The 24,137-nt window shown below is 69.4% G+C and carries 24 protein-coding genes; 7 read left to right on the forward strand and 17 right to left on the reverse strand.

What is annotated here, in order from left to right:
- Nucleotides 1-275: 275 nt before the first annotated feature.
- Both E0L36_RS22910 and E0L36_RS22915 read right to left on the reverse strand, forming a co-directional pair.
- Nucleotides 276-620, reverse strand: coding sequence for a hypothetical protein (locus E0L36_RS22910; RefSeq protein WP_180931186.1), 345 nt, complete (start codon nt 618-620; stop codon nt 276-278).
- Nucleotides 621-838: 218 nt separating this feature from the next.
- Nucleotides 839-1,846 (reverse strand): tetratricopeptide repeat protein, encoded by a 1,008-nt coding sequence (locus E0L36_RS22915; protein WP_308416936.1) that lies wholly within the window; start codon nt 1,844-1,846, stop codon nt 839-841.
- Nucleotides 1,847-2,261: 415 nt separating this feature from the next.
- Here E0L36_RS22915 and E0L36_RS22920 point away from each other — a divergent pair, with 415 nt between their 5' ends.
- The 5 genes from E0L36_RS22920 (at nt 2,262) to E0L36_RS22940 (ending at nt 6,197) form a co-directional block, all read left to right on the forward strand.
- Nucleotides 2,262-2,381, forward strand: a complete 120-nt coding sequence (locus E0L36_RS22920; RefSeq protein ID WP_180931187.1) for a lasso RiPP family leader peptide-containing protein — start codon at nt 2,262-2,264, stop codon at nt 2,379-2,381.
- 168 nt (nt 2,382-2,549) lie between these two features.
- A complete protein-coding gene (locus E0L36_RS22925; RefSeq protein ID WP_258016569.1) occupies nt 2,550-4,385 on the forward strand; it encodes an albusnodin/ikarugamycin family macrolactam cyclase in 1,836 nt (611 codons plus the stop codon).
- Entirely contained in the window at nt 4,369-4,671 is a 303-nt protein-coding gene (locus tag E0L36_RS22930; protein WP_180931189.1) for a PqqD family peptide modification chaperone, read from the forward strand. The genes E0L36_RS22925 and E0L36_RS22930 overlap by 17 nt, the downstream gene beginning before the upstream one ends.
- A complete protein-coding gene (locus E0L36_RS22935) occupies nt 4,668-5,090 on the forward strand; it encodes a lasso peptide biosynthesis B2 protein (protein WP_258016515.1) in 423 nt (140 codons plus the stop codon). Before E0L36_RS22930 ends, E0L36_RS22935 begins: the two co-directional genes overlap by 4 nt.
- Before the next feature lie 87 nt (nt 5,091-5,177).
- On the forward strand, nt 5,178-6,197 hold the full coding sequence (locus E0L36_RS22940) for a protein-L-isoaspartate O-methyltransferase (protein ID WP_180931190.1): 1,020 nt from the start codon (nt 5,178-5,180) through the stop codon (nt 6,195-6,197).
- Nucleotides 6,198-6,441: 244 nt separating this feature from the next.
- On the opposite strand, the gene E0L36_RS27990 is transcribed toward E0L36_RS22940, so the two are convergent.
- Nucleotides 6,442-6,576 carry a hypothetical protein gene (locus tag E0L36_RS27990; RefSeq protein WP_258016516.1) on the reverse strand — a complete coding sequence of 45 codons (135 nt, stop codon included), beginning with the start codon at nt 6,574-6,576 and terminating at the stop codon, nt 6,442-6,444.
- Between the two features lie 8 nt (nt 6,577-6,584).
- Complete coding sequence (locus tag E0L36_RS22945) at nt 6,585-7,169, reverse strand: Tn3 family transposase (RefSeq protein ID WP_180931191.1); 585 nt, start codon at nt 7,167-7,169, stop codon at nt 6,585-6,587.
- A gap of 209 nt (nt 7,170-7,378) precedes the next feature.
- Here E0L36_RS22945 and E0L36_RS22950 point away from each other — a divergent pair, with 209 nt between their 5' ends.
- The gene (locus E0L36_RS22950) at nt 7,379-8,149 is read left to right on the forward strand and encodes a TnsA-like heteromeric transposase endonuclease subunit (RefSeq protein ID WP_258016517.1); all 771 of its coding nucleotides are present in this window, start codon (nt 7,379-7,381) and stop codon (nt 8,147-8,149) included.
- Nucleotides 8,150-8,572: 423 nt separating this feature from the next.
- Here the strand turns inward: E0L36_RS22950 and E0L36_RS22955 are convergent, their stop codons facing one another.
- From E0L36_RS22955 to E0L36_RS22985, 7 genes are all read right to left on the reverse strand, one after another.
- Nucleotides 8,573-9,514 (reverse strand): isopenicillin N synthase family oxygenase, encoded by a 942-nt coding sequence (locus E0L36_RS22955; protein WP_180931192.1) that lies wholly within the window; start codon nt 9,512-9,514, stop codon nt 8,573-8,575.
- Nucleotides 9,511-10,428, reverse strand: a complete 918-nt coding sequence (locus E0L36_RS22960; RefSeq protein WP_180931193.1) for a 2OG-Fe(II) oxygenase family protein — start codon at nt 10,426-10,428, stop codon at nt 9,511-9,513. Before E0L36_RS22960 ends, E0L36_RS22955 begins: the two co-directional genes overlap by 4 nt.
- A gap of 52 nt (nt 10,429-10,480) precedes the next feature.
- Nucleotides 10,481-11,449, reverse strand: a complete 969-nt coding sequence (locus tag E0L36_RS22965; RefSeq protein WP_219636996.1) for a 2OG-Fe(II) oxygenase family protein — start codon at nt 11,447-11,449, stop codon at nt 10,481-10,483.
- Complete coding sequence (locus tag E0L36_RS22970; RefSeq protein ID WP_180931194.1) at nt 11,446-13,008, reverse strand: cytochrome P450; 1,563 nt, start codon at nt 13,006-13,008, stop codon at nt 11,446-11,448. The genes E0L36_RS22965 and E0L36_RS22970 overlap by 4 nt, the downstream gene beginning before the upstream one ends.
- Nucleotides 13,005-13,898 (reverse strand): 2OG-Fe(II) oxygenase family protein, encoded by an 894-nt coding sequence (locus tag E0L36_RS22975; protein ID WP_180931195.1) that lies wholly within the window; start codon nt 13,896-13,898, stop codon nt 13,005-13,007. Before E0L36_RS22975 ends, E0L36_RS22970 begins: the two co-directional genes overlap by 4 nt.
- 11 nt (nt 13,899-13,909) lie before the next feature.
- Nucleotides 13,910-14,797 (reverse strand): 2OG-Fe(II) oxygenase family protein, encoded by an 888-nt coding sequence (locus E0L36_RS22980; protein ID WP_180931196.1) that lies wholly within the window; start codon nt 14,795-14,797, stop codon nt 13,910-13,912.
- A gap of 137 nt (nt 14,798-14,934) precedes the next feature.
- Entirely contained in the window at nt 14,935-15,699 is a 765-nt protein-coding gene (locus E0L36_RS22985) for a tRNA-dependent cyclodipeptide synthase (RefSeq protein ID WP_180931197.1), read from the reverse strand.
- Between the two features lie 797 nt (nt 15,700-16,496).
- Between E0L36_RS22985 and E0L36_RS22990 the strand changes: the two genes are divergently transcribed.
- Nucleotides 16,497-17,915 carry an MFS transporter gene (locus tag E0L36_RS22990; protein WP_258016518.1) on the forward strand — a complete coding sequence of 473 codons (1,419 nt, stop codon included), beginning with the start codon at nt 16,497-16,499 and terminating at the stop codon, nt 17,913-17,915.
- Nucleotides 17,916-18,570: 655 nt separating this feature from the next.
- Here E0L36_RS22990 and E0L36_RS22995 read toward each other — a convergent pair.
- The 6 genes from E0L36_RS22995 to E0L36_RS23020 all read right to left on the reverse strand — a co-directional run bounded on the left by E0L36_RS22995 (nt 18,571) and on the right by E0L36_RS23020 (nt 23,999).
- Nucleotides 18,571-19,071 (reverse strand): NUDIX domain-containing protein, encoded by a 501-nt coding sequence (locus E0L36_RS22995; protein ID WP_180931198.1) that lies wholly within the window; start codon nt 19,069-19,071, stop codon nt 18,571-18,573.
- Nucleotides 19,072-19,272: 201 nt separating this feature from the next.
- Complete coding sequence (locus E0L36_RS23000) at nt 19,273-20,208, reverse strand: GNAT family N-acetyltransferase (protein WP_180931199.1); 936 nt, start codon at nt 20,206-20,208, stop codon at nt 19,273-19,275.
- Nucleotides 20,205-21,041, reverse strand: coding sequence for a hypothetical protein (locus E0L36_RS23005; RefSeq protein WP_180931200.1), 837 nt, complete (start codon nt 21,039-21,041; stop codon nt 20,205-20,207). The genes E0L36_RS23000 and E0L36_RS23005 overlap by 4 nt, the downstream gene beginning before the upstream one ends.
- Nucleotides 21,038-21,832 carry a methyltransferase domain-containing protein gene (locus E0L36_RS23010; protein ID WP_180931201.1) on the reverse strand — a complete coding sequence of 265 codons (795 nt, stop codon included), beginning with the start codon at nt 21,830-21,832 and terminating at the stop codon, nt 21,038-21,040. The genes E0L36_RS23005 and E0L36_RS23010 overlap by 4 nt, the downstream gene beginning before the upstream one ends.
- Nucleotides 21,829-22,515 (reverse strand): hypothetical protein, encoded by a 687-nt coding sequence (locus E0L36_RS23015; RefSeq protein WP_180931202.1) that lies wholly within the window; start codon nt 22,513-22,515, stop codon nt 21,829-21,831. The genes E0L36_RS23010 and E0L36_RS23015 overlap by 4 nt, the downstream gene beginning before the upstream one ends.
- Nucleotides 22,515-23,999, reverse strand: coding sequence for a hypothetical protein (locus E0L36_RS23020; protein WP_180931203.1), 1,485 nt, complete (start codon nt 23,997-23,999; stop codon nt 22,515-22,517). Before E0L36_RS23020 ends, E0L36_RS23015 begins: the two co-directional genes overlap by 1 nt.
- Between the last annotated feature and the right edge of the window lie 138 nt (nt 24,000-24,137).

Genomic DNA, 24,137 nt, shown 5'->3' on the forward strand with positions numbered 1-24,137 from the left:
CCTCGTCCTGTCTCGCTCGGCGCGGTCGGCTCGATGGCGGTGTTGGGGCCGCGCGGGGCGGGATGGGGTGGGGGTGTCGCTGCCGGGGCCGTGTCCGATGACGCCGAACTCCGGGAGTGGAGGGCGCTGGATCGCGGTTCTCAGTGTGGGCCTGGCCGACCGGGGAGGTGCGGGGGCGCTCGCGTTGGGTGGGGTGAGGTTTGTGCTTGTCGCGATGGCGGGGTCGGTGTTGGGCGCGGTGAACGGGGTGCTCGTCGTTCGTGTCGGCTGTGTGGTCAGGTGCTGAGGGCTTCGGTGAGCTGGTCACGGGGACGACCGGTGAGGGCGTCGCGGAGTGTTTCGGCTCGGGTTCGTACCAGTCCGTTCTGGTAGCCCTTGGGGAGTTGGTGCCAGGTGGTGGTGGCCGTGTCGGCGGCGGTTTGGGGATCCTTGTCGATGTGCTGGCACTGCGCGTGGTCGAGGGCCAGGAGGGCCCGGGACATGACGGAGGGCGCGTCGGTGAGGGCGAGGGCGGCTTCTTGCTCGGCGCGGGCCGAAGTGGTGTCGCCGAGCAGCGTGTACGCCTGCGAGAGGTGGATTCTGTGCTTCTGAGCCGGGTATCCGAACCAGTTGTCCGCCAAGGCGGCGTTGTCCAGCTGGTCGATCAGGCTCTGGGGCTGCTCGACCGCTGTGCGTCAAACCCTGTCATCAATCACCATCGGATCCGATTGGATTCGAGCCGCCGCGAGCCCCCCGGATTTCCCGGGGTCATTGGACGGCCGTCGCGCCTGTCGTCATTCGTTCGTATGACGACAGGCGGGGCGGGCGGGCTCGTGGCGCGGCGAGACCCGGTATGGGGTCAAGCCGTACGGGCGGCGAGCTGTTCGGCGAGTTGCTGGGCTGCGGCGGTGTCGGGGATCGCGGGGAGCCGGGCGGTGATGTTGCCGTAGGCGTCCTCGATCCGTACGGACCGCACGCCGTCCGCGCAGTCGAGGAAGTCACCCCAGGTGGCCAGGGCCTGGGTGGTATTGCCGCGTTTGAGCTGGACGTGGCCGAGGTCGGCGAGGACGATCGCGCGGGTGCGTTTGCGGTCGAGGCCGTGGATGTCGAGGGCGAGGTGGAGGTGTTCTTCGGCGGCGGCGAGGTCGCCGAGCGTGGCGTGGATCATGCCGGATTCGTGGGCCCACCGGCCGTGGCTGTAGTGGCTCGCCCATGACTGGCCGGGCGGCGCCGGGGCGTTCTCGATCGCGGCCTGGGCGAAGGTCAGCATCCTCGCGGCGGTGGCCCGGTCGCCGTCAGCAGCGGCTGCGCGGGCGAAGGTGTTGCGGTAGTAGGCGAGGGCCTTGGCGTTGTCGAGCTTCCGGCCACGCTGCTCGCACGCCTCGGCGAGGCGTACGGCCGCGGGGAGGTGGCCGAGGTCAACGGCCTGGTCCGCGAGGCCGCGCAGAGCGGTCGCGGCGAGTTCGTTCTCGCCGGCCTCGGCGGCGAGTCGGAAGCTGTGGACGTTGTACTTCTGGCTCAGGCCCTGGTTGCCCTCGTCGCGGGCCATCCAGCCGATGAGGTGGACCAGCTCGCTGGTGGCGGCGAACAGTTCCCCGCCGGTCTTCTCGGTGTAGCGGCCGTTCAGCCACCGTTGGACGTCCTGGGTCAGGTAGCGCACAGCGAGGTGCCGGGCGTGGCCGCCGCCGAGTTCGGCGGCGGCGTCGCCGAGCGTGGTGGTCATCGTGCGGACGGCGGTCACTTCGCCCATGCCGACGGCGACGGGGCCGGAGCGGTTGGCGCGGCGGGTGACGGCTTCGGCGTCGGGCAGGTGGAGGGCGGCCAGGCCCACGGCGCCGGACGCGGTGAAGAACTGCCGTCGGTCCACGTCGCTGCCTCCCAGAAGCATCACGTCGGTCACGGTGTCGGCGGTCACCTGGGCGTCATTCTTCCCGACCGGGTCAAGGTGAAGGATCTGTTCGAGGAAGGGGAGCCACTCGACGGGCACGCGCCGTCCGGTCTCCCACCGGTAGACCTGCTGGCGGTCCACCAGTCCTGGCCGGCCCCAGCGGGCGACCGACAGCTCATCAGCGAGTCGCTGCTGGCTGCACCTGGGGCGCCGGGCTGTGCGTGCAGTACGGATGCGCTCCGCAAGAGTCATGTCCGGCCGATCCACGGTCCTGGTTCACAACTGGCCTACCGCTGGCCCACATTGTGGCAGCTCCCCACCGCCCGTGTCCGGGCGTTGACTGCGAGATACAGCCCGGCGGATGAGAAGCCGGGCACGGTGAAGGGAGTTCGTCATGGAACACACCCCCGTCTACGAGGCGCCCGTCGTGCTGGAGGCTGGTGAGGTCGGCGAGGTGACGCTGGGCACCCAGAACTTCGACAGCGCGGACGACACCCAGTACAAGAACGCCTGAGCCTCCTCTCATGGCGGCCGGGGCCGGTCGGACGGTGAGCGCCACGGTCGGCCCCGGCATCAGGAGGCGCCGGGCCACCGCGTTCTCGTGCTGGGGCACGGGGGCGGGGCGGGCCCGGCGCCTTCGTCTTGCCGTACATCACCGAGACGACGGAGGGGTGAACCGATGATGAGGTGGGGCGCGGGTTGGTATGGGGATGTCGGGCTGCCGCGGCGGCCCGCAGGGGGCCGGGCGGTACCGGGCCTGGAGAACGTGTGGACATGCGGGTGGCCGGCCGAGCGGGTTCGCGCGGTGAGCCAGGGTCTGGTGGCGCTGGCGGTGGTGGGCGAATGCGGCGCCGATGAGCGGCAGATCTGGGAGGCGCTGCCGGTGGTGCGGGCGTGCGGGTGGCGGGTGTTGACCCGGTGGCCGGGCTCGTACTTGGTGATCGCCCGCAGCGGTGGGCAGGTGGCGGTGATCGGGGACCTGGCCGGCCAGTTCCCGGTCTACTACCGCACGGACGGCGGCGGAACGTGGTGGTCGTCGGCGGCGTCGGCCCTGGCGGAGCTGGACGGGGCGCCGGTCGACACGGCCGCGCTCGCCGCGCATCTGGCCTTCGGCCAGCCCGACGTCCTCGCCGGCCGGAGCCTTTTCCGCGGTATCCGGCGCGTCCCGGGCGGGCACCTCCTGCTGTTGGGCTCCCACGGTGCCCGTGTGGAGCGGTACGAGCCTGTCGCGTATCCGCCCGTCGGGCTGCGGCAGGCCGCGCCGACCGTGCGTGCCGCGCTGAGTGAAGCGGTCGCCGCCCGGCTCGACGGGCGGCCCGTCAGCGCGGATCTGGCAGGGCTGGACTCGACCACGCTGGCCTGCGTGGCCGCCCAACGGGCCCCGGTGTGTGCGGTGACGTTCGCCGATGAGCGGCTGCGCGACGACGACCTGGACTACGCCCGTCGTACCGCCGCCGCCGTGCCGGGCCTCGACCACCATCCGGTGCCCGGTGCATCCGAGGCCGTGTACTACGCCGGGCTCGACGAGCCCGGCCGTCTGCCGCTGACCGACGCGCCCCACGCCTACACCGTCACCGCTCGCATCAAGCAGGCCGTGCTGGAGACCGTCGCCGCCTGTACCGCCGGGCCCGGGGTGCACTTGACCGGGGCGGCTGGGGACGGGGTGCTCTCGGCCTCTTCCTCGTATCTCGCGGATCTGCTGCGTGAGCGGCAGCACCGCCGGGCCTGGCGGCACGCGACGGCCCACGCCCGGCTGCGGAACACCTCCCTGTTCACTCTGCTCGCCCGGACGCGGCCGGCCGCGTGCCGGGACCTGGCCGGGGACTGGCAGGCGGTAGCCGCCGGGTTGCGTGGGCCCGTGCGGGAGTGGGTACCGCAGGCACAGCGGCCCCTGGCCTGGAGTCCGCTGCTGGCCACGGCGGACTGGATGGCCCCGGACGCCCGCAGCCTGCTCGCCGACGCCGCCGAACGGGCCGCCGCTGCGCTGGACCAGGCGCCCGCGCGGCTGGCGGACTGGGCCGGGCGCCAGGATCTGGCCCGGCTCGGCGCCGACGTCGCCGGCTGGCGCGAGATGGCACTGGACGGCTACGGCATCGAACTGGCCGCCCCCTACCTGGACAACGAAGTCATCCGCGCCTGCCTGGCCGTGCCTGCCGACCAGCGCGGGGCACCGGGCGGCTACAAGCCCCTGCTCACCGAGGCATTCACCGCCTCCGACGTGCTGCCCGGCTTCGTGCTGGAGCGCGTAACGAAGGGCGGGTTCAACGCCCTCTCCTACGAAGGACTGCGCACCCACGCCCGGGTGCTGCGGGAGCTGCTCGGGACGTCCTCGCGGCTGGCCGCCCTTGGCCTGATCACCCCCCAGCCGGTCGCCGCCCAGCTCGCGCGGGCAGCAGCCGGACAGCCCGTGGCGGCCGGCGCCCTGCACCAGGCGGTGGCCGCCGAGATGTGGATGCGCCAACGGGAGACCGGACCCGCCTGGTGGGAGGAGGTGAGCGGCGATGTGGCGGCTGCATGAACGCACTCACCCCGCCCTCACCGACGAAGGCGGCGCTCTCCTGGACGAACACACAGGACGGTGGATACATCTGACCCCTACCGCAACCGCCGCCGTACTCCTCCTGCTCTCCAGCACGAGCCAACAGCAGGCCGCGGACCGCTTCGCCGAGCGCTACGGCATCCCCCGCTCCCGTGCCGCCGACGACGTTGGTGCCGTCGCGGACGTGCTCACCGCCCAGGGCCTCGCCACGCGAGCCGAAGCCCAGCCCTCCCGGCGTAGGCCACGTTGGGGGTGGCGGCGATGAGCAGTATCGAGGCGTACACCACCACCCGCACCGGAACCATGGGCGAACGCCTGGCCGCCACCGCCGGGTTCGCCATCGCCCTGGTACTCCTCCGACTGCCCTTCCGGCACACCGTCCGCGCCGCTCGCCTCGCCCGCCGCGTCGGCCGGCGCGAGCTGGACGAGGCGCAGGCACAGGCGCTGGTCGGCGCGGTGCGGCACACCGCACGGTGGTGGCCCGGACGCGCGGCCTGCCTGGAGACCTCGCTGGGTGCCATGCTCGCCGCCGCCCTGCTCGGCCGACGCCTCAACTGGTGCCTGGGGGCTCGCTTCGCCCCGCCGCCGGTCGAATACCACGCCTGGGCCGAACTACCTGGTTCCGGGCCGGTCGGCGAGTACACCGCGGCCGGGTGGCACCACCACACCGCCCTCACCATCTGACCCGTCGCCGGGCCGCCGAGAGCGTGTCCTTCACTCGCCCGGCGCAGTTGTCGCATACAAGTGCCCCCTTGCCCCGAAGGAGTGAGCGTGACCACCGTCGCCGACACCGCCGAGACCGTTCCCGAGCGCCACTACACCCACCACGAAGGCCGCGGCGCCACCCCGCACCGCTCCAACCCCGCCGTGATCCACCGCGAGCTGACCACCCTCGACGTCCGCCAAGGCATGAACGTCGCCGAGATCGGCACCGGTTCCGGATACTCCGGCGCCCTGCTCGCCCACCTCGTCGGCCCCACCGGCACGGTCACCAGCCTCGATATCGACGCCTACCTCTCACGGTGGGCCAACCTCATCCACCACGAACGCGGACTGGACAACGTGCGCTGCCACATCACCGATGGCACCGTCGGCTTCCCCGAACGCGCCCCGTACGACCGTATGGTGGCCTGGTGCACCCCGCCCTTCCTCCCGAAGGCGTGGATCGACCAGGCCGCCGAGGGCGGCGTGATCGTCGCGCCGCTGCCGATCGCGCCGGTGCCCAACATGACCGTGGTGGTCAAGGTCCGGGTGAGCGGCGGCGTACCGGTGGTCGAGGCCGTGTTCAACGGCGGCTACATCGAGGCCACCACCTCCCCGAAGGGCAATCTCGACCTGCCCGGTCGGTGGGTGGACTGGGAGAACCGCTTCCCCGCCCCCGCCTGGATCTCTCTGGCCTGGCGCGAGAGCGACGACCACCTCCACACCGGCGCCCGTACCGCCCTGGACCGCCTCCTCAAAGACGCCCACACCGAACCGTACGGGGCCGAAGTGAACTGGCCGTCGTGGCGAACCTTCGCCGCATCCCTCGCCGACCCACAGCTCACCATGGCCGGACTCACCCCCGATCTGTGGGCCATCGGGCACTCCACCCCCACCACAGCCGCCGCCATCCAACAGGACGGCATGATCCACGCCGACCACCCCGAATCCCCCTCCCTCACGGTCCTGCGCGACTGGCTGACCGCATGGGAAGAAGCCGGACGCCCGGCCCCCGAGACCTACACGCCCGCACTCGTACAGCAGGAGGGGCCCGGCCCGGCCGGATGGCACCTGCGGCTGACCCGCTAGACCTACGCTCCGGGTGCCGAGTGGGAGCGTGACGGCTCCGTCCGGCACCCGGCCGCAGCTTCTCGCCCATCGGCCAGAAGCTGCACACCCACGGCCCGGGCGCTGGTCACCGGCTCCACTCGTACGCTTCCTCGTCCTGCCATCCGGCGTCCCGCTCGTCGCCGTTCAGGAGGTCGTTTACCTCGTTCCCGGAGAGTTCCGGCTCGTCCATGTGCGCCATGATGCCGAGCCAGCCCCGTTGGCGTCAGGCAGCCCGCTCGAAGCCGCTGGCAGCCGCTTCCGGCTCGCGCAGCGCGGTGAAGGTCACGTCCAGCTTCGTCTCGTACGCATCCGGCTGGATACCGATTACGTGGGTGGAGTATTCGCCGAACCGGTTCAAGTGGGCGGTCAGGTAGGGCGGATCCGTGCCAGGTCCTCCGGCTCGATCTCCCAGTCCTCCGCCAGGAGCTGCCGGACGGTCTCGGCGACGTCCAGGGCGTTGTGGAAGATCACCGCGTTCGTGAGCAGCGCGTTGAACTTCATCGCCTTCTCCTGCTCGACCGGGTCATCGTCGGCGATGACCCCTTGGTTGCCGAACCCGAGCCACTGGGAGAAGCCGTTGAACCCCTCGACCTTGTTCGTTGCCGCCGTCACCCGCCGGCGCAGCGGGGCGTCCGAGAGGCAGCGCGGGAGCTGGACGGTGCGGATGACGTGGCCGACCTCTCGGAACGTGGTGTAGGTGGCGTTCTTCCGGGACCCGGCCCGCAGCCGCTTGAGCAGCGTGGCCGACGAGAGAGCGCCTTCCCGTACGGAGACGGCGACCCGCATCAGGTGCCGGAACTGGGACTCGATCAGGTCGAAGTCGATGACGTGCTTCCCGGCCTCGCCGAACAGGGCGTCGATGAAGACAGCCCACCCTTCACGAAGATCAGCGACGAACCCCGTGCGCACCTTCGCCACCTTCGGTGCCAGCTCCAGGCGGGAACACAACACGGCCGCCGCGACGAAGTGTAGGTACTCAGAATCCGCGTCATGTTCTCGCGAGCGATGACCTCTGAGTAGCACTTATGACGCGATCCTGAGATGTCCAGCTCGGAATGATCGCCCTTTTGAGTGATCGAAAGTGCGTGTGGTCGTTCTTACTCCAGTGCCCGTGTAACTGTCCTGCGGATCAAGGTCAGTTATACGGGCACTGGGGGCGGATGGTGGATGTCGAGGTGTGTCTACGGCTCGCCGAGGACGAGGTGCGTGACGGCCTCGGCTGGGAGTCGGTGCCGCTGGAGATGCTGTACGCGGCGGAGCCGTGGCGGATCTTCCGCTGGTACATGGGGCAGAAGCACTACTCGGGTTCGTACTGGTCGAGTACGCAGTCGGATCACGTGATCTACGAGTCGCGGCTGGAGCTCGCGCGGCTGCTGTACGCCGACTCCGACCGGGACGTGACGGCGATCGTGGCCCAGCCCTTCTTGCTGCGGGCCGATGTGGACGGCGCGCTGCGCCGGCACATCCCGGACTACCTGATGGCCACCACCACGGGCCCGCTGGTCGTCGACGTCAAGCCGCGCCACCGGGCCGCCAGGCCGGAGCACGCATTCACCTTCACCTGGACCCGCGAGGCGGTCGCGTCCCGCGGCTGGCGCTACGAGGTGTGGAGCGAGCCGCCGGACGCCGAGCTGGCCAACGTCCGGTTCCTCGCGCGCTACCGCCGCGACTGGCTGTTCGAGCCAGACCTGCTCGATCGAGGAGTACCGCCCGCTCAAGTGGATCGCGAAGCACGTCGACGTGAACGAGGAGGCCATCAAGGTCTTGGTCCGCGAGTACGGCATGAGCCGCGAGGGCAAAGCGACCCGCTGGCGGCAGATCGATCTCGACTGGCTCCGCGATCAACGGGCCGCCGGACGCACCTGCCGCGATCTCGCCGAGGAGACTGGTTTCTCGCTCGGAATGATCAGCTACCTGGGCCGCCGACATGACCTGCCCGGCCGCCGAGCCGCCCGGCAGGGCTGACCTGCCGCGTCACGCGGCGGAGTCGTCAGACAGAGTTCGTGGGCGAGGCTGAGCCAACCGTCTTCACGACTCAGCCCAGGTGGGAGGAACACGAACGGAACAGGGCGACTAGGTTCGGTGAGACGACCAATTTGAAGGCAGTGTGTACCGCCGTCTGCCAACTGCCCTGCGACGACTGGGTTCATCGGGGCATTCGGTGTCCGGCTGGGGTGAGTGCTTTGGATCTCTCCGGCAGTGTCCTACGGCAACTCTGGCTACTTGAGGTTTCTCGGGCCCGTCGGTGAACAAGTGACGCGCTGGTACAGCTCTGAGCTGCGGTGGTACGACTGGAAAGCTGCTACTTGTTCACCGACGGGTCCATGGCCTGCCGTCCGCCGGGCGGCGCTGTCTCAGTACAGACCGCTTGTGTCCTCCCGGTAGGTGTTATCGAGGATGTCGTTTAGGAAGTTCCCGAACCCCGACTGGAGGTGAAGGCCGCTGCCCGGTTCGTAGGCGAACAGGCCGGCACAGACGCTTTCGTCGAGACTGCTGTCGACGAAGAGCGCGTACGAGAAGCGGTCAGGCTTGGCCCCGCCGCTCGGCGGCTGGCGCACCACTCGGTGGGCCACGGCGGCCACCGGTGTGGCGGTCAGCCGGGTCAGGATCTCCATCGCGCAGCCGAAGTTCACGATGAAGGTACCGGGGACCGGGTCGATGGGGTGCCACTCGCCGTCCCGGTCTACCTCAAGTCCGCGCTCGGTGGAGCGCAGAACCGTCACCCAGCCGGAGTCCTTGTGGATGTTCAGTCCGCGCGCGGCTACTTCCGGGCGGAAGTGGTTGAAGGTCAGGGTGTGTGTGCCGTGCGGGGACAGGCTGTGTCCGGTGGCCTTGTCCCAGAGTTCGCGCGGCAGGTCGAGGCGGGCGAGCACTGCGCGCTGAACGTCGAGCGCGAAGTCACGCATGCGCTCGGCCTGCCGGGCGAGCGCGGGCGGATAGACCTGATCCCACCAGGCGCTCTCCAGGAAGAACTGTTCGGTCTGGTCGGCATCACGGCAGAAGTATCCCTGGTGGCGGCCGAGTTGCTCGGCCGTCCAGCGGCGAAAGCCCCGGTACGGGTCCGGTTGCTCCGCAGCGGGGTTCACCGGGGCCTCGGCCGGGAGGTAGAAGGAACGGGCGAAGAGGTCCCCCGCCGACAGGTCCGTGTCGGCGGGCTGCTGCACGTAGAAGAAGCCGTCCTTCAGTGCTCGCCGGAGTCCGTCCTCGACGGTGAAGTGCAGCTCACCGTCACGCAGTTCGGCCAGCTGCCAGCCCTGCAGCGCGATGGTGCGCGGGTGTCCCGCCGCCGTGCTCATACGCGGGAGTGGAAGTCGTAGCCGAGCTTGCCCGCCTTCTCCACCGAGAAGTCGCGGAAACTCTGGTATTCACGCAGTCTCCCCTCGGTGTCGTACTGGTGGAGCGGCATGTCGTAGCGGGGCCCCATGTAGACCGTGAACGAGGAGCGGTCCGGGACGCCCGCGTCCGGGCGCAGCTCTGGCACACGGTGGTAGACGGCGGTCACGGGCCTGGGCAGCTTCCTGGTCAGGACCCGGAAGGCGTCGCCGAGGTTGACGGTGAAGTGGCCGGGGCGCTCGCGCACCGGCAGCCAGCGGCCTTCGTGGAGGATCTCGTAGCCGGGTTGGTCGGTGCAGATCGTGGTGATGAACCCGCTGTCGGAGTGCTCGACGATCCCGGCGCGGTCGCTCAGGCCCGCACGGTAGTGGTTGACCGTCGTGTAGCACAGGCCCGTGTCCTGCCGGGCGCCACCGGTGATGAGGTCGCGTTCGGCCTCGGGCACCCCTGCCGCGTCGAACACGCCGTAGAGGACGTCCAGGGTCAGCTGCCGCATGCGCCGCAGCACCGCGGTGACCTCGTCCGGCAGGTACTCCTGCCACAGGAAGCTCTCCAGTTGGAGCTGCTCGACCTGGTCAGGCCGGTCCTCGTAGCCCAGTTTGGAGGCTGGGTGGCCGTGTTCGCGGTGGCCTCGGTGGCGGTCGGCCGGATCACCGGTCCCCGGCTTGTAGAAGGTGCGGCAGAAGTTGAGTCCGGCGCGCACGTCGAGGCCCCCAGGGACGGCCACGTTGAACGCGCCGATGCAAAGCGCCTGTTCGGTGTCGTCTGCGGTGGCGAACCGCAGGGCGCCCGCATCGACCTCGGCTGCGGGGAGGATGAGGTGAGACTCCTCCTGATCTTCCCGCGGCGCCTGCTGTGCCTGCGCAGTGTCCGTCATGGTGCGACTCCCGTCCTGGTCGGTTTCCACCGGTGCCGTGCTCGTGCCCCGGTTACAGCGCGCCGTCGTTGTCATAGGTCCGGCTCACCTCCTGAGCGGCGAAGTCTGCGACCGACTGCACGGGGTACGCCGTGCCGTTGTCGAGCCGGTAGACGGTGCCGTCAAGGGCGGAGTCCAGGAACGTCACGTACGAGATGCGGTCGGCCCGGCCCGCTGAGCGCTCGGTGGAGACCACGCCATGCACGTTCGCGCGGACGGGCCGTGGCAGGGCGGCGGTGAGTACTTCGAGTGAGCTGCCGAAGTTCACGATGAAGTGGCCCGGCTCGGGGTTGACGGCGCCCAGCTCTCCGTCGATGAGCGCGAGGAGGCCTGGTTCGAAGGAGCGGAGCACGGTCACCCACCCGGAGTCACGGTGGAACTTGCAGCCGCGGGTCTCCTTCTGCGAACGGAAGTGGTTGAAGGCGAGCATCTGGTGGCCACCGTTGTCGGAAAGGCCACCGGACACCTCGTTCCACAGGTCCGGCGGTACCTCCACGTGCCGCAGCACCGCGCGCAGGACGGCAACGCCGAGGCCGGTCATCCGGTGGCCGAGTTCGGTGACCTCGTGCGGCAGCAGCGCCCAGTTCGCCCTCTCAATGTAGAAGTTCTCCCATTGGTCGTGCTCGCGATCGAAGTATCCCTGGTAGGTGCCGGGGACGTCGGCGTGGCGGTAGCCCCGGTAGGGGTCCAGGTCGTCACCGGCCGGGTCCTCGTGGAAGTGCGTGGCGAACCGGTCCCCGTGGCTGGTGTCGAGGCCGTCGGGTATGCGTAGCAGGAAGAACCCCTTGGCCAGGGCGCGGTCGAAGCCTCCCTCGCGCTCGAAGAGCAGCTCGTCCCCGTCGAACCAGGAGCGTTCGAGGTCCACCGGCGGGTAGGTGGCCTGAGCCTGCCGCTCGCCGGGCATGGGCGGCAGGCGGACCGGGGCCCGGGTGGTGGTGGGGTGGAAGCGGGCCCGGGTGGTGCGGGAGTTGGTGGTGGTCATGGGGTCGGCTCCCTCGGAGTTGCGGTGTCGCGCGGCATGCCGGGTTCGGGCAGGAACGTGATGCTTCCCGGCCGTGCCGGGCGCGGCATGGCCGCGTGGTGCTTCAGCTGGAGGTCGGTGCCATGCGTGGCGACCGCGTAGTGGCCGTACAGCTCTGCGAGGACCACGGACTGCATCCGCACCGAGAAGAGCCGGCCCGGGCACTTGCGGGGGTTCCGGTCGGCGTTGATCATGCTGAACGAGTTGATCTCGTAGCGGCCGCGGGAGAGCAGCGAGGAGACCGTCTCCCGGTCGGAGCGGACGATGGCCTTGATGTTGGCTGGGGCGAAGCGGCGCGGCTCGGGGAAGACGGCGGGGTCGCAGTTGGCCTGAAGGCGGTCCAGCCACATCATGGTGCCTGGTGGAACGGTCACCGAATGGCCCCTGTGGCGCAGGGTGAACGGCTCGGTCGTACGGCGCCACAGGGCACTGGGATTGCTGCCGCCGAGGCGTACGGCCTCCAGGACCGCGAGGTCGATCACGGACGGGGTGGCGCCCGCTTGCGGAGGCGGGTCCGCGTACGGGCACCCCGTCCCGGCCGCCGGCCCTATGCCGCGCCGGGCCTCCGCCACGACGGCGTCCTTGACCCGGGGCGTGGCCTCCACATAGCCGATCGCCCACATCAAACTGAGCGCCGTCGTGTCGTACGTGGCGACGATGACCGTGCCCAGTTCCTTGATCCGCGTGGCGTCAAGCGTTGCCACGGACCTCCGGGTGAAGGGTAGTTCCCACAAGGTGAAGTGACGCCGGATCATGTTGAACTCGGGCGCGTCGGCCAGGGCGTCGAAGTTGTCCGTCAGGAGCTCGCGCACGAACGGCACGATGACATCGAACTCGCCCATCGCTGCCGGGTTGTCGTTGCTGATGACGTCGGAGGCGAGGTCGAAGAAGCCGCGCACGACGCGGCCGTACTCGGCGGAGTCCAGGTACTCGGGCAGCGGCCGCTGGGTGAGATCGAGGACGCCGGGGATCATGCTGTCTACGTACGCCGTCAGGGACAGTGTGAAGTCGTCGAGCGGTACGGGCCGGCCGGCCGCGCGGCCGAGGTGGTCTGCCGTGTACCGCCGGACGGCGGGTTCCAGGCGCTCGACGAACTTGGCGTTACCGAGGGAGCGTTCGACCACGGCCCGCTTCCCAGGGCGGTCCGGGTGGTCGTGGGGCAAGGAGCCCATGAAGTCGCCGAACAGCTCGCGGTTGGCGTCGGTAGAGGGCGTGAGGACGTCATCGCCGACGAGCGGTTGGTTGGTGATCTGATAGACGGCGAGTTTTCTGCCCATCCAGAACGTGCACAGACCGCCGTTCTCCTCGGCACAGGCACTGATGCCGGAGGCACGGAAGTAGTGCGAGGCGGGCTCCCCGCGTACCACGGTCGCCTCGTGGAACGCCGGGGCGTGGCCGCGTAACCGGCTGGGTCCGTCATGGTGGGCGACGATTCCAGGAAAGGGCGCGCCAGGGCCCTGCGGCAGGGCAACGGTCCCGCCCCGCCGCAGGGCGCTGAGGCGGTCCGGCGAGATGCTCATGACGTACCGCCTCCGCCCGCGCCGACGGCTTTGGCGATGCCGAAGTCGGCGTGCCGGTCGGACCAGGTCTGCTCGTTGAACTCGCGCAGGAAGTCCTCGGAACCGCGCACGGGCACCGCCGAGCCGTCCTTGCGTACCTGGTAGAGGTCGCCTGTGGCAGGCGGGTTGGCGAAGGCCGCGAAGGAGAAACGGTCCGCTGCTCCCGGGACCAGGGCGCACTGCCGCACCTGGTGCAAAATGGCCCGCACCGGGCGATCGAGGGCTGCGGTGAGCAGTTCGAAGGCGCCGCCGAAGTTCACCACGAAGTAGCCGGGCACAGGGTCGACGGACACCCAGGCGCCGTCGACGGACGCTTCCAGGCCGGGCTCCTCGTTGTAGAGCACGGTCACGAATCCGGTGTCCTTGTGCGGGGCGCAGCCCAGCTTGGCACGCTCCGGCCGGTAGTGGTTCGCCGCGAACCAGTGGGTACCGAGGCCGTCGACGGCGCCACCGGTGATCTCGCTCCACAGCGCGGGTGCGATGCCCAGTTCGGTCATTGCGTCACGCAGCACAAGGAGCGTCAGAACACTCATCTGCTCGGCCATGGTGAGGAGTTCAGGCGGGAAGTGCTTGGCTCGCCCGGGGCCGTCGATGAGCACGTGCTCGGTCTGGAAGTGCTCCCGGTCGAAGTAGACGCCCGGTACGTCCTTGAAACCGCGGTACGCCCGAGTGGCCGTAGGCCCTTCGTCGGGTGCCCGGTGGAACTCGCGGCACAGGCTGATGCCCGGGCCCGGATCGAACCCGGCGGGCATGGCGAGCAGGAAGCAGCCGTCCCGCAGGGCCCGGGACAGGCCGTCGGCGGCGTTGAAGTGTAGGCCGGTTCCCGTCACGGTGGCACGCTGCAGGGTCATTGCGTTGGCGGTCATTGGCGTACGCCCTTCGCAGTGGGGCGCTCATCGGGGCGGCTCGGGGCGATGGTGGTGTCCGATCCGTCCGGCGCGTCCGTACCGGCGTAGATCTCGTAGTCGTTCTCGTCGATGAGTTCGCGCGAGCCGCAGACGCGCTCAAGGCCGCTGCCGTGTAGGTAGCGGTAGATGCCCTCGTCCTCGCCGGGCAGGCAACCGCTGGAGCTGAAGTGCCCGAAGCTGGACCGGTCGTCCTGTTGGCGGGCGACCCTGTGCATGATGGCGGCCACAGGCATGCGGCTGCCCGCGGTCAGGATCTCCATGGACAGGCCGAAGTTGACGATGAAGCAGTCCGGGTCTGCCGGGACGGTCTCCCAGTGGTCCTCTCGGCTGACTTCGAGGCCCGGGGCGGTCGTCCGCAGGATGGTGAGGAACCCGTCGTCCTTGTGGGAGCTGAGCCCGATGTCCTCGTGCGCAGGCCGGTAGTGATTGAACGTCAGGTGATACGAGCCCGCGCACTGCGAGCAACCGCCCGTCGCCCGCCGCCAGTCCCCCTCCGGTATGCCCACGGCGGAGAGGATGGAGCACAGAACTTGCCGCGACAGCCGGGTGAGCGACTCGGCCAGGGCGGTGATCTCTGGCGGATAGGCGGCGGACCAGAACCGGCGTTCGAGGAGGAACTGCTCGATCTGGTTGATCCGCTGGTGGAAGCCGAGCAGCGGATCCCCGAAGTGGTCGCTGCCGATGTCGCGGAACCGGCCGTACGGCGCCGCGGCCGGACCCTCGAAGAACTGACGCGCAAACGCGTCACCCGCCGACACGTCGAGCTCGCCCGGAATCTCCAGGAGGAAAACGCCGTCCCGGAATGCCCGGCTGCGCGCCTCAGAACCACCGAAGTCCAGCACCCCGCCTACTGCGCGGGCTCTTTCGAGGCGTGCTTCGCCGAGTGCGGGAAAGTCGGGCGAACGCTTCTCGTAAACGTCTTGATATATCTTTCCCCGGCGTATTTCGGGGACCAGGTCACGAGCTTCGACTGTCATGCTCACCGGCCTTTCAGATGAAGGGATACCACCACGAGATCACGCAACTCTTCCGGGGCTCCTGGATGCTCGCCCTTGGCTATCTCGGACAGGGTGCTGAACGATCCGGGATACACCATGACTGGCAGCCCCTGCTCTTTGAGGCAGGCGAAGATGGCGAACTCTTCGAGAAAGTACTCGTTGGACATCCGGATGCGTTTCTCCCATTCGGCCCCGCTGATGCCGTCAGCCCGCTTCCGGTGATAGGCGTGACCGAACGATTCAACCGAGGAACGGAACGCTTCGTCCTCCTCGAAGAACGCCCGCAACTTGCTGTGGAACTCGGCGTACCTCTCACCTTCCTGAACTTTTGCGCAGGTCAGGAAGGTGAAGTCAGTGCTCTCACGGTACTCGTGGAACACCTTCTCCTCGGTCTCCAAAAAGTGCCGGCCGAGCTCCAGCGCCCGTTCCCTGGCGCGGTCGGGGGGCAGTTCCTGAGTCGACTCCAGAGTGAGCCGATGAATACTGTCGCCGATGAGCACGGTGCATCGTCCGAACCTTCGGGAGATCCACTTGACCATGCTCGTGAGTTTGGGAGTGGTGAAGTTGCTGTTTTCCAGGCTGACACCGAGAAAACATGTTTCGTACTGCTCGAAGGTGTTCCTGCTCGAATCCGGAGAAACCGAGGCAATCTCTGCCTTGTAGCGCGCTCTGCGAGTAGGTGCTATCCGGCGTATCGGAGTAGCAATCCCTTGCGCATCTGACGACATTAAACCCGCCTGATCCATGAGGGGAGAGGTGCAGGAATGGCATTCGTCTGCCGCATAAAATTCCTAACAGGAGGTTGAGCCGGAAGCCAAGGCCCCAGAGGGGGATCAGGCCACCCCACCGAGCGACCGCATTTCTCGGGCGCTTCACTGCGACTGACCAGGGCACTTGATCGGCGCAGGAAGCATGAACCTGGCTGGGCGGTACGGATAGTGACCGCTCGGTCGCGCCATGCACGGTCGGCGGGTCGTGACGCGAAACCTCTCGACCCGCGGGATGACCAACGCAGGGCGTTCAACTGGGAGTTTGCGGCGCGGAGGTTCGGAGCGCGACTCGCGCAGTCGAGGGAGAGGAGCGCCCCAATGCGACCGTATGATCACAGTCCGCAGCATTGCCCATGATGGCTGAATGCCTTCTCGCAGCCTGATGAAACGCCATATACCAGTAGTTCAGCGCGGATTTCGGTACTCTACCGACCTCTTTCGCTCTCCGGGTCCGAGCAGGGACGGGTTGGCAAGTGCCCGGGGACCAGTTACGGTGATCTCGTCCCGACCGCCCGTCGAGGCACGGATCTTGCGTGAGTCATCCACGCAGCGGTCCCGCCGACGTGGCACATCGGACTTCCCGTGGGTAGCCCCTCCATCCCGGCCCCACTTCTTCATCCCTCCTCCTTTCCCGCAGCGGCGCTCCGTGTCCAGGAGTGTTCTTCGGCTGCGACCTTCCCCCTCACCACCAGCGTCTCGTGCCGCCGCACAGCCGTGCGGCGGCAGCAAGAACCACCCCCAGAGAGGCCGACCATGAGGAGAAGTAGGCAGTCATGAGCAAGGGCGCGACCTTGAGGGACGGTGTCGGCGGCGCGACGACGCCGCCCTTCGCTACCCGGCGATGGGCACTCCTCGCCATGTCCGTGGGTGTGTTCTGCATCCAGCTCGACTCGTTCGGCCTGAACCTCGCCCTGCCGCAGATCGGCCGCGACCTGCACGCGGGCGGAGACGGTCTCCAGTGGGTGATCAGTGCGTACCTGCTGTCCACTGGCACGCTGATGCTGGGGGCGGGACGGCTCGGCGACCTGTTCGGCCGGCGGCGGCTCCTGGTCGCGGGCCTTGCCGTGTTCGGCGCGGCCTCGCTGATCTGCGCGCTCGCCCCGACCCTGCCCGTCCTCGTGGGCGCCCGGGTGGCCCAGGGCGCCGGGGCCGCGATGATCATGCCGGTGGGGCTGTCCCTGCTGACCAACGTCTACCCGGCTGAGCTGCGGGGCCGTGCCACGGGTTGGGCCCTCGGCATCGGCGGGATCGCCACCGCCTGCGGTCCGTTCATCGGCGGCGCCCTGACCGAGTCGGTGTCCTGGCGTGCCGTGTTCTGGCTCAACGTCCCCCTCGCCGTACTCGGCGCGGTCTGCGCCTCACGTACAGCCGAGAGCTACGACACCAGCGCGCCCCGCAGCGTCGACTGGAGTGGCCTGGCCGGTGCCACGGCCGCACTCGCCGCGCTCTGCGTCGTCATCGACCGCGGACCTCGCTGGCCGTGGCCCGCCGCGCTGACGGGCGTGACCGTAGCGGCAGCCCTGCTGATCCTTTTCGTACGGCGTGAGCGGGCAGCAGCCCATCCACTGGTGGAGCTCAGCCTGTTCCGCAACGGGCCGTATATGGCGCTCACTTTGGCCGGTGCCGCGGCCAACACCACCACCGTGATGTTCCTGTTCGTCGTACCCCTAACGCTCCAGGGTCAGTGGGACCTCTCGGTCGTCCTTGCGGGCACCATGTTCCTCGCCCCCGCGCTGGCCATGGCGCTCGCCGGGCCGCTCGCCGGGCGAGTGCCGCCATGGGCCGCGGTACGGCTGATGGTGGGCTGCCTGTGCGGGGGAGCGTTGGTTCTGGCATGCCTCACCCGGACCTCCTCCCTCACCTTGTACGTAGCCGTGGCCACCGTGGGCGGCGCGGTCCTCGGAGCGGCTAACTCACTGACGCTCATCGCCACCCAGGCGGTGATCCGGCCGGAGCGGGCCGGGGAGGCGTCGGGAGTCACCAAGACGGTCATCACCGTGACCGCCGGCCTCGGCGTCGGCCTGGCCGGGGCCGTCACCGACCAAGACCGCGGGGTGGGTTCGGAAGCAGCCGCCGACACGGCACTGCTGATCACCGCATCGGGCTGTCTGGCTGTGTGTGTGGTCCTCGCCGTGTGGAGCAGGCTGCGGGAGGGCATGGTGCGGGCCGAGTCGGGGGAATCGGAGGGATGACTCAGTGCCGCGGACGGTACGTCGCGGAGTCGTCGCTGGATCGGGGAACTCGTAGCCATCGCAGAGATGCTGCAAGCCGTCGGCCGAGGTACCCCGAACTCGCCCTGCTCCTGGCCGACCGCGCCCATGTCCTCACAGGCATGAACAACCGCCGACGCCCGCTGACCAGCCCGCAGAACCACGGCGCCCCGCCCCGCCCGCACCCGAGCTGAAGCACGGCGAACGCCATGGCGATCGGGGCAACGGCGGAGCCGGTCCCTGACAGCACCCGAGCCGTGAGGTGCATCCGGATCGCACGGACTGCGAGCGGCGTGCCCGCCTCCCTGAGCCTGGTTCGTAGCGGTATGCGCGGCAGGGGAGACGAGCCGCCCCGAACCGGCCACCACGGCATGCGCATGATCCAACTCCGCCCAGCAAGCACAAGACCCGGTACCAGACCGGTACCGGGAGGGGCGCCAACCCTAGGACAACAGGAAGATCACGTGTTGCTGATGCACCACCACCCACCCATCTTCGGTAGCCCCACGGGGGCGCCGAGACCGGTTGGTCGTCTCCGTGCCACCGTCTCTTTGGCGGGGCGGGGCGTGGTGCCGGAGGGGTGTTACCCGGCCCGGGTGGCGCCTGGTAGTTGGGGGTCCGAGCCGGGTCGTGGAGGTTACGTGCTGGTGTGACCCAGTTCGAGCAGGGGCAGGCTGGCGCCGCGATCGATGGCGTTGAGGGCCTGACGGATACGACGGGTCTGGTACGGCGCGCAGAACTCGTCCAGCTGGTGGGCGTGGACCCAGGCGCATCCGGCCAGTTCGTGGCGGGCGGTGTCGGGGATTGTCACCGTGTGTGCGTCGTCGGTGGTCAGTGTTCCGCCGTCGAAGACGACGTTGATTCCCTCGGATACTCCGTTCTCGGGATTGAAGGGGACGTAGTCGAGCGCGATGAGGTGTGTGAGTTGGCGGATGAGCCCGGTTTCCTCTCGCAGCTCGCGCTGGGCGGCTGTCGTGAGGGTTTCGTCCTGGTGGGCTCCGCCGCCGGGCAGGATCCAGCGTTTGCCCTCGTAGGTGGGCTTGACCAGCAGGACACGACCGTCGGGGTCACGCACCAGGGTGACGGCCCCGAAACGCCTGCGGGGCGGTGCCTTGAGGTCAACATCGGCATGAGACATGGGGGTTGCCTTTCCTCTGAGTGATGTCGCCCCCTTCGTGGGGACATCGTGCGGGCGAGATGGCAGGGCAGGGAACTCGCCCGGGTCGGCGTCGTCCGCGTCATTCCGGAGGTGCGCGGAACTGAGTTCGGGGAGCCCGTGTGGCGGAGCGTTCCGGGGGCTGGAGGGCCGTCTCGATGGCGGCCTTCACCGGCCCTGGTTCTACTTCTGGGGTGGTCGGTAGCAGTGCAGGATGGCCCGTGGTGTGAGACCGAGACGGTGCGTCAACTCGCGCAGTGTGGTGTCGGGTTCGGGAACGATGGCGCGCACGATGTGGGCTCCGGCTTGGTGGGCGGCTTCCAGCGCCCGTCGGGCGGTGTGGAGTGCGATGGCGGGGCGGTGGTGTGTTTGGGGGTGGAGCAGGAGGTCACCGAGGAGGGCTTCGGCGGGTTCGGCGTGGGGCTGGGTGTGGGCCAGGGGGTAGACGAGCGCGGCGGCGAGCAGGCGACCGTCCGCCTCGGCGAGGGTGAGACAGGGCGGGTCGAAGCGTTCGTCGGCGGCCCACCTCACCCCGGCGCCGGTCGCGTTGGGGTCGCCCGGGCGGGCGGCGGCATGGAGCGCGTCGATGCGGGTCAGGTCCTCGCCGGGCCTGGCGGGGCGGATGATCGCGTCCGGTGGATGGGGGATGGCGGGCAGTGGCAGGGGGGCCTTGAGCAGTACCGCGCCGTGGTCCGCCGTCCAGCCCCGGGTGGTGAGGAAGGCGGTGGCGGCGGTGCGTTCCTGGGGGATCTCGGCGGTGGTGACGCGCGTGCCGGGAGGTGGCAGGTGGGGGGTGAGGGCGTTGAGCAGGCTGTGTCCGAGACCGTGGCGTTGGTGGGTGGGGTGTACGAGTGGTCCCCACAGGCGTGCGGTCGCCGTGGGGGAGGCGGGGTGGCGTAGCGCGGCGGCCGCGGCCAGCTCGCCCTGGTGGGTGCGGATCGTGACCACCAGCGTGGGCGGTGCCAGTGCGGGGGCGGCGAGGCGGGAGCGGACCAGGGCGGGGGTGATGGGCCGCTGGTCGGGCCATCCGTGCACGCACGCGTATCCCAGTTGGGCGAGTTCCACGTCGAGTTGGGGGTGTGCGGGGTGGTGGGCGAGGTGAGGGGGCTGGTAGGTCATGGTGCGCTCCCGTGGGTGGCGGCGACGCCGACGCTGGTGCTGCCGACCCCGGCGCGTACCGAGGGGGCAAGAGCCAGGGGAAGGCTGTGGGGCGCTTTTCGGGTGTAGGTGCGCACGTGGGCGAAGTGTGACGCGAAGCTGGAGGTGATCTCTTCCGCGGTGGTGAACGGCGCGGGACGGGAGGGGCGTTCGCGTAGGGAGCGCGCCATCCGGAGGCGTTGGTGGGGCGGGCCGGGCCAGGTCAGGAGGGCGGTGGCGGCCGTGATCCGCCGCCCGAGGCGGTCGTACTCCAGCACTCCCGCATCGCCGGCGACGCGGGTGGTGTACAGCAACATCCCCTGGTCCGCGAGGAGTTGGACGAGGCGGGTGATGGTCTCGGCCCGCTGGCCGGGGGTGGGCAGCAAGGACAGCAGGCCGTCGGTGAGGATCAGATCGAACGGTGGTACGCAGGTGGCGAGTTGGGGAGCGCGGTCCAGTCGTTCGGTCAGATGGAGACCGCTCCAGTGGGCGTGGGCGCGTGCCAGGTGAAGAGGGGTGGGGCAGGTGTCGATCAGATGAACCTCCAGGCGGTGCCGGTGCCGGTTCACGAGGCGTTCCAGCGTGACCAGGACGGTCTCGTCGGCGGCTCCGGCAATCAGCACGCGTAACCGTCCCGTGGATGGTGACCAGTTGGTGAGGGCGGTGCGGTAGAAGCCGGTGTGCCAGGTGGGGTTGCCCTTGAGACCGGTACGGCGGAAGAAGCGCCACGAGGCGTGGTAGGCGAAGCAGCGCTGGTCGCAGTAGCGCCGGGCGGTGGCCAGGGCGTCGCACGCGGTGGTGAGCGTCATCGTCATCGCGCTGGCTCCTGGCCCTCTTGTGCGCGGGCGACGATGTGGAAGAGGCGGGCGATCCCGCGGTAGGGGTCGCGGGCGCCCACCTGCCACTCGGCTTCGAGGATCTGCTCGAACTCGTCCGTGACCGGCTCGTTGCCGAGGTGGTCTGTGAGGATCCGTACGCCGTACCAGCGCAGCTGGTCTACGTGGTGGTGGGCGAGGTGGCGCGTGACCTCCGCGCGGCTGACGCCACGGCTGGTGGTACCGAGGTTGCCGGTCTCCTCCGCGCTGGTGAGGGCGTGGAGCACGCCGGGCCAGTCGCGACGCAGACCGCGCCGCATGGCCAGGGCGTCCCTCTCCTTGGCGAGGACGGAGACCAGACCGCCCGGGCGCACGCACCGGGTCAGGGCGCGCAACAGCGGGGCGGGGTCGTCCACGTACATCAGCACGCCGTGGCACAGCACCACGTCCCAGCCGGTCCCCGCGAGTTCGGCGGCCCGCTCACCGGGCCCGGTGCGGTAGGTGATGCTGCCGGGCACCCCCTCCGCGTGCGGCGGCCAGGCGGACTGGGCCCGCGCCAGCATCTCCTGGTCCGGATCGAGGATCAGGAGGTGATGGCCGCGTTCGGCCAGCAGCCGGGCCTGGACACCGGTGCCACCACCGACATCCAAAACTCGCTGGGGAGTTGGGGACATGTGGTGGGCCAGGGCCCGGTCGACCAGGGCGTGGCGCAGCGCGCCCCGGAGCGTGTCGCTGTGGCGGGTGTAGGAGGGGGCGAGCGGTCCGAGGTCGTGCGTGGTCCAGTCGTTCATCGGTGATGACCCGTCTCGTTCAGGAGGCTGCGGAAGTGGTCGGTGTGCTGAAGGACGAAGCGGATCGACAGGTAGCGGCCGGTTCGCGCCAGCAGACGGTTCAACGACCGCTGCGCGGGGGAGATGGCCGACCCGTCGGCGGCCGTAGGGTGTGCGCGTGCGCGGCGTTTGAGGAGCAGGAGCTGGTCCAGGTGTCGCTCGATGAAGTCCAGGTCGGCGGCGGGTGGGCGGGTGCCGAGCCATCGCCGGGCCTCGGTGGTGGTGAGGGATTCCCACACCGGCAGGTCACGCGCGCCGTGTGGGGTCTGGGCCCACACCAGGTGCGGTAGACGCAGGTATCCGGGCGTGAGCGGTGGCGGTGTCAGGGAACAGGGACCGATGCGGGCGCGCGGTCCACGGCAGGTGGTGAGGTGGTCGGCCAGGGCCAGAGCGAGGCCGATGTTCTCCCCCTCGGTACCGTCGGGACACACCTCCACCGGTGCCCTGGCCGACGCGGTGCGGGCCTGCTCCGCCACGGTCGTTGGGCTGCTGGGCAGCCACCACAGGGTGGTGGCGTCGCGCACGCGACCTCCGGCGGGGACGGCTTGGCCGTCCGCTGTGTCTGGGGTGGTGGTGAGGTAGCCGGGCCCCGGGTGGGGCAGGACGAGGCCGATGTCGAGTCCGGTGAAGAACTTCTCCCTCATCACTCGGCGTCCCCGCCGGTGGTGGCGTGATGGGGACCGAAGCGGGCGTAGTAGCGCTCCAGCAGGCCGGAGTCGCCCAGCACTTCGTCCGTGCGCGCCACGTTGTGCCCGGGGGCGAAGCCGTTGCCCTTCCGCGCGAGGGTGGCCGCACCCACCACGAGCGAGGCCATCACCAGGTCGGCGTACTTGTTCGGCAGGCTCTCGGCGAAGTGGAAGTTGATCGGAAAGCCGTCGGCCACGACGGTGACACGCGGACGAGGACTGTGCGGCATCTCCAGGTGGAAGCCGAGCCGACCAGCCGACCAGCAGGACTTGGCGGCACCCCGCAACCCGGTCAGATCGAACTCGCGGTCCCGGGAGGTGGTGGAGACCAGGTAGCAATCCCGCAGCAGGCTGACCGCGTGCTCAGCACCGAGGGACGTTCTTCCCGTACAGCCGACCACCAGCAGCGGCTGGTGGCGCCGCAGCAGCGCACACAGGTCCCGCCCGGTCTCGAAGCCTCGCTCCATCGCGGTGACCAACGCCTCGGTGGAGGCGTCGTGAACAGCCACGCGCATCCGGCGTTGCCGCAGAACCTCCGCCAGCTGTGAACCGATCCGCCCGAACCCCAGCACCAGCGCCGCCTGCCCCTCCCACTTCTCCTCCGGCAGCAGGGCGGAGAGGTTACGCAGCGCCGCGTCCGCGATCCCGTAGGGCTCAACAGCCGCCTTCACGCGGGATTCAGCGACCGAGAAGATCGGTAGCGGCAGCGCGTCGAACCGTGCCAACTTCGCGATACCGGACGTGGTCTGCTCGACCAACCCGTCAAACTGGTCCAGCAGTCGCGGGCACCGCTCGATCAGCACGGGCAGGAGGTATCCCCCGTCATCGATCAACACCCCACGACGCCCCGCCTCCCCAGCGCGCCGCACGTGATCAGCCAGGGCCGCCTCGGCGCGCTGCCAGGGCCACACCGAAACCCCAAGGGCGCGCAGGTGCGCGTCCACCCGCAGCGTGTTCCGGTACCGGTAGCCCTTGTCCAGCACCGTCATCAGCCGCGGTGGCACACCCAGGCGCCGTAACGCGTCCACCAGCACCAGGAAATCCCTCATATGGTGCACCGCGAGAACCGGAGCCGTCCGCGAGAGGCAACCTGATGGCAGGTGCTGGGGCACCCCCACCGTCAACGGCATCTGCCCTGTCAGCTCGCGCCACTCCGCAGTCGTGAGCGGAATCCGCTGAACCAACCGCAACACGGCCTCCGCGCGTTGCCCCGTTCCCGGATCACCGATGACGGCACTCACCATGATGTTGCCCCGCTCACCCGTCTGGTCTGGCCCGGCCAGCAACCGCACCGTCAACCCGCATTCCAACCGCAGGGTCCGAAGACCAGGACCGTGCCTGACCACCTGTGTGCCGAAAGCCGTCTCCACAGCGGTGGTCACCCGCCGCACCATCTCCTCCGAGGCATCCACCTCACCGGCGCCGGGGAGTTCGGTGTTCACCGTGAACGTGACGCTACGACTCACGGACGCGTCAGCAACGCCCGACACCGGCGACGCTCCGAGGGAAGAAGTCATGGTCGAACCTCCAAGAACTGCGACACGGACAGGGCGTTGACCCGACCGGGCGGACTTCTCCGG

The sequence above is a fragment of the Streptomyces sp. AJS327 genome, from assembly GCF_013450295.1.
Lineage (GTDB): Bacteria > Actinomycetota > Actinomycetes > Streptomycetales > Streptomycetaceae > Streptomyces.

What these genes read in the sequence shown, in the direction of transcription:
- E0L36_RS22960 (WP_180931193.1), bottom strand. Translation starts at nt 10,428, where the DNA reads ATGACGGACACTGCGCAGGCACAGCAGGCGCCGCGGGAAGATCAGGAG.
- E0L36_RS22995 (WP_180931198.1), bottom strand. Translation starts at nt 19,071, where the DNA reads ATGTCTCATGCCGATGTTGACCTCAAGGCACCGCCCCGCAGGCGTTTC.
- E0L36_RS22950 (WP_258016517.1), top strand. Translation starts at nt 7,379, where the DNA reads ATGGTGGATGTCGAGGTGTGTCTACGGCTCGCCGAGGACGAGGTGCGT.
- E0L36_RS22955 (WP_180931192.1), bottom strand. Translation starts at nt 9,514, where the DNA reads ATGAGCACGGCGGCGGGACACCCGCGCACCATCGCGCTGCAGGGCTGG.
- E0L36_RS22920 (WP_180931187.1), top strand. Translation starts at nt 2,262, where the DNA reads ATGGAACACACCCCCGTCTACGAGGCGCCCGTCGTGCTGGAGGCTGGT.
- E0L36_RS22965 (WP_219636996.1), bottom strand. Translation starts at nt 11,449, where the DNA reads ATGACCACCACCAACTCCCGCACCACCCGGGCCCGCTTCCACCCCACC.
- E0L36_RS22990 (WP_258016518.1), top strand. Translation starts at nt 16,497, where the DNA reads ATGAGCAAGGGCGCGACCTTGAGGGACGGTGTCGGCGGCGCGACGACG.
- E0L36_RS22985 (WP_180931197.1), bottom strand. Translation starts at nt 15,699, where the DNA reads ATGGATCAGGCGGGTTTAATGTCGTCAGATGCGCAAGGGATTGCTACT.
- E0L36_RS22975 (WP_180931195.1), bottom strand. Translation starts at nt 13,898, where the DNA reads ATGACCCTGCAGCGTGCCACCGTGACGGGAACCGGCCTACACTTCAAC.
- E0L36_RS23000 (WP_180931199.1), bottom strand. Translation starts at nt 20,208, where the DNA reads ATGACCTACCAGCCCCCTCACCTCGCCCACCACCCCGCACACCCCCAA.
- E0L36_RS22970 (WP_180931194.1), bottom strand. Translation starts at nt 13,008, where the DNA reads ATGAGCATCTCGCCGGACCGCCTCAGCGCCCTGCGGCGGGGCGGGACC.
- E0L36_RS23005 (WP_180931200.1), bottom strand. Translation starts at nt 21,041, where the DNA reads ATGACGATGACGCTCACCACCGCGTGCGACGCCCTGGCCACCGCCCGG.
- E0L36_RS23010 (WP_180931201.1), bottom strand. Translation starts at nt 21,832, where the DNA reads ATGAACGACTGGACCACGCACGACCTCGGACCGCTCGCCCCCTCCTAC.
- E0L36_RS22935 (WP_258016515.1), top strand. Translation starts at nt 4,668, where the DNA reads ATGAGCAGTATCGAGGCGTACACCACCACCCGCACCGGAACCATGGGC.
- E0L36_RS22925 (WP_258016569.1), top strand. Translation starts at nt 2,550, where the DNA reads ATGAGGTGGGGCGCGGGTTGGTATGGGGATGTCGGGCTGCCGCGGCGG.
- E0L36_RS23015 (WP_180931202.1), bottom strand. Translation starts at nt 22,515, where the DNA reads ATGAGGGAGAAGTTCTTCACCGGACTCGACATCGGCCTCGTCCTGCCC.
- E0L36_RS22930 (WP_180931189.1), top strand. Translation starts at nt 4,369, where the DNA reads ATGTGGCGGCTGCATGAACGCACTCACCCCGCCCTCACCGACGAAGGC.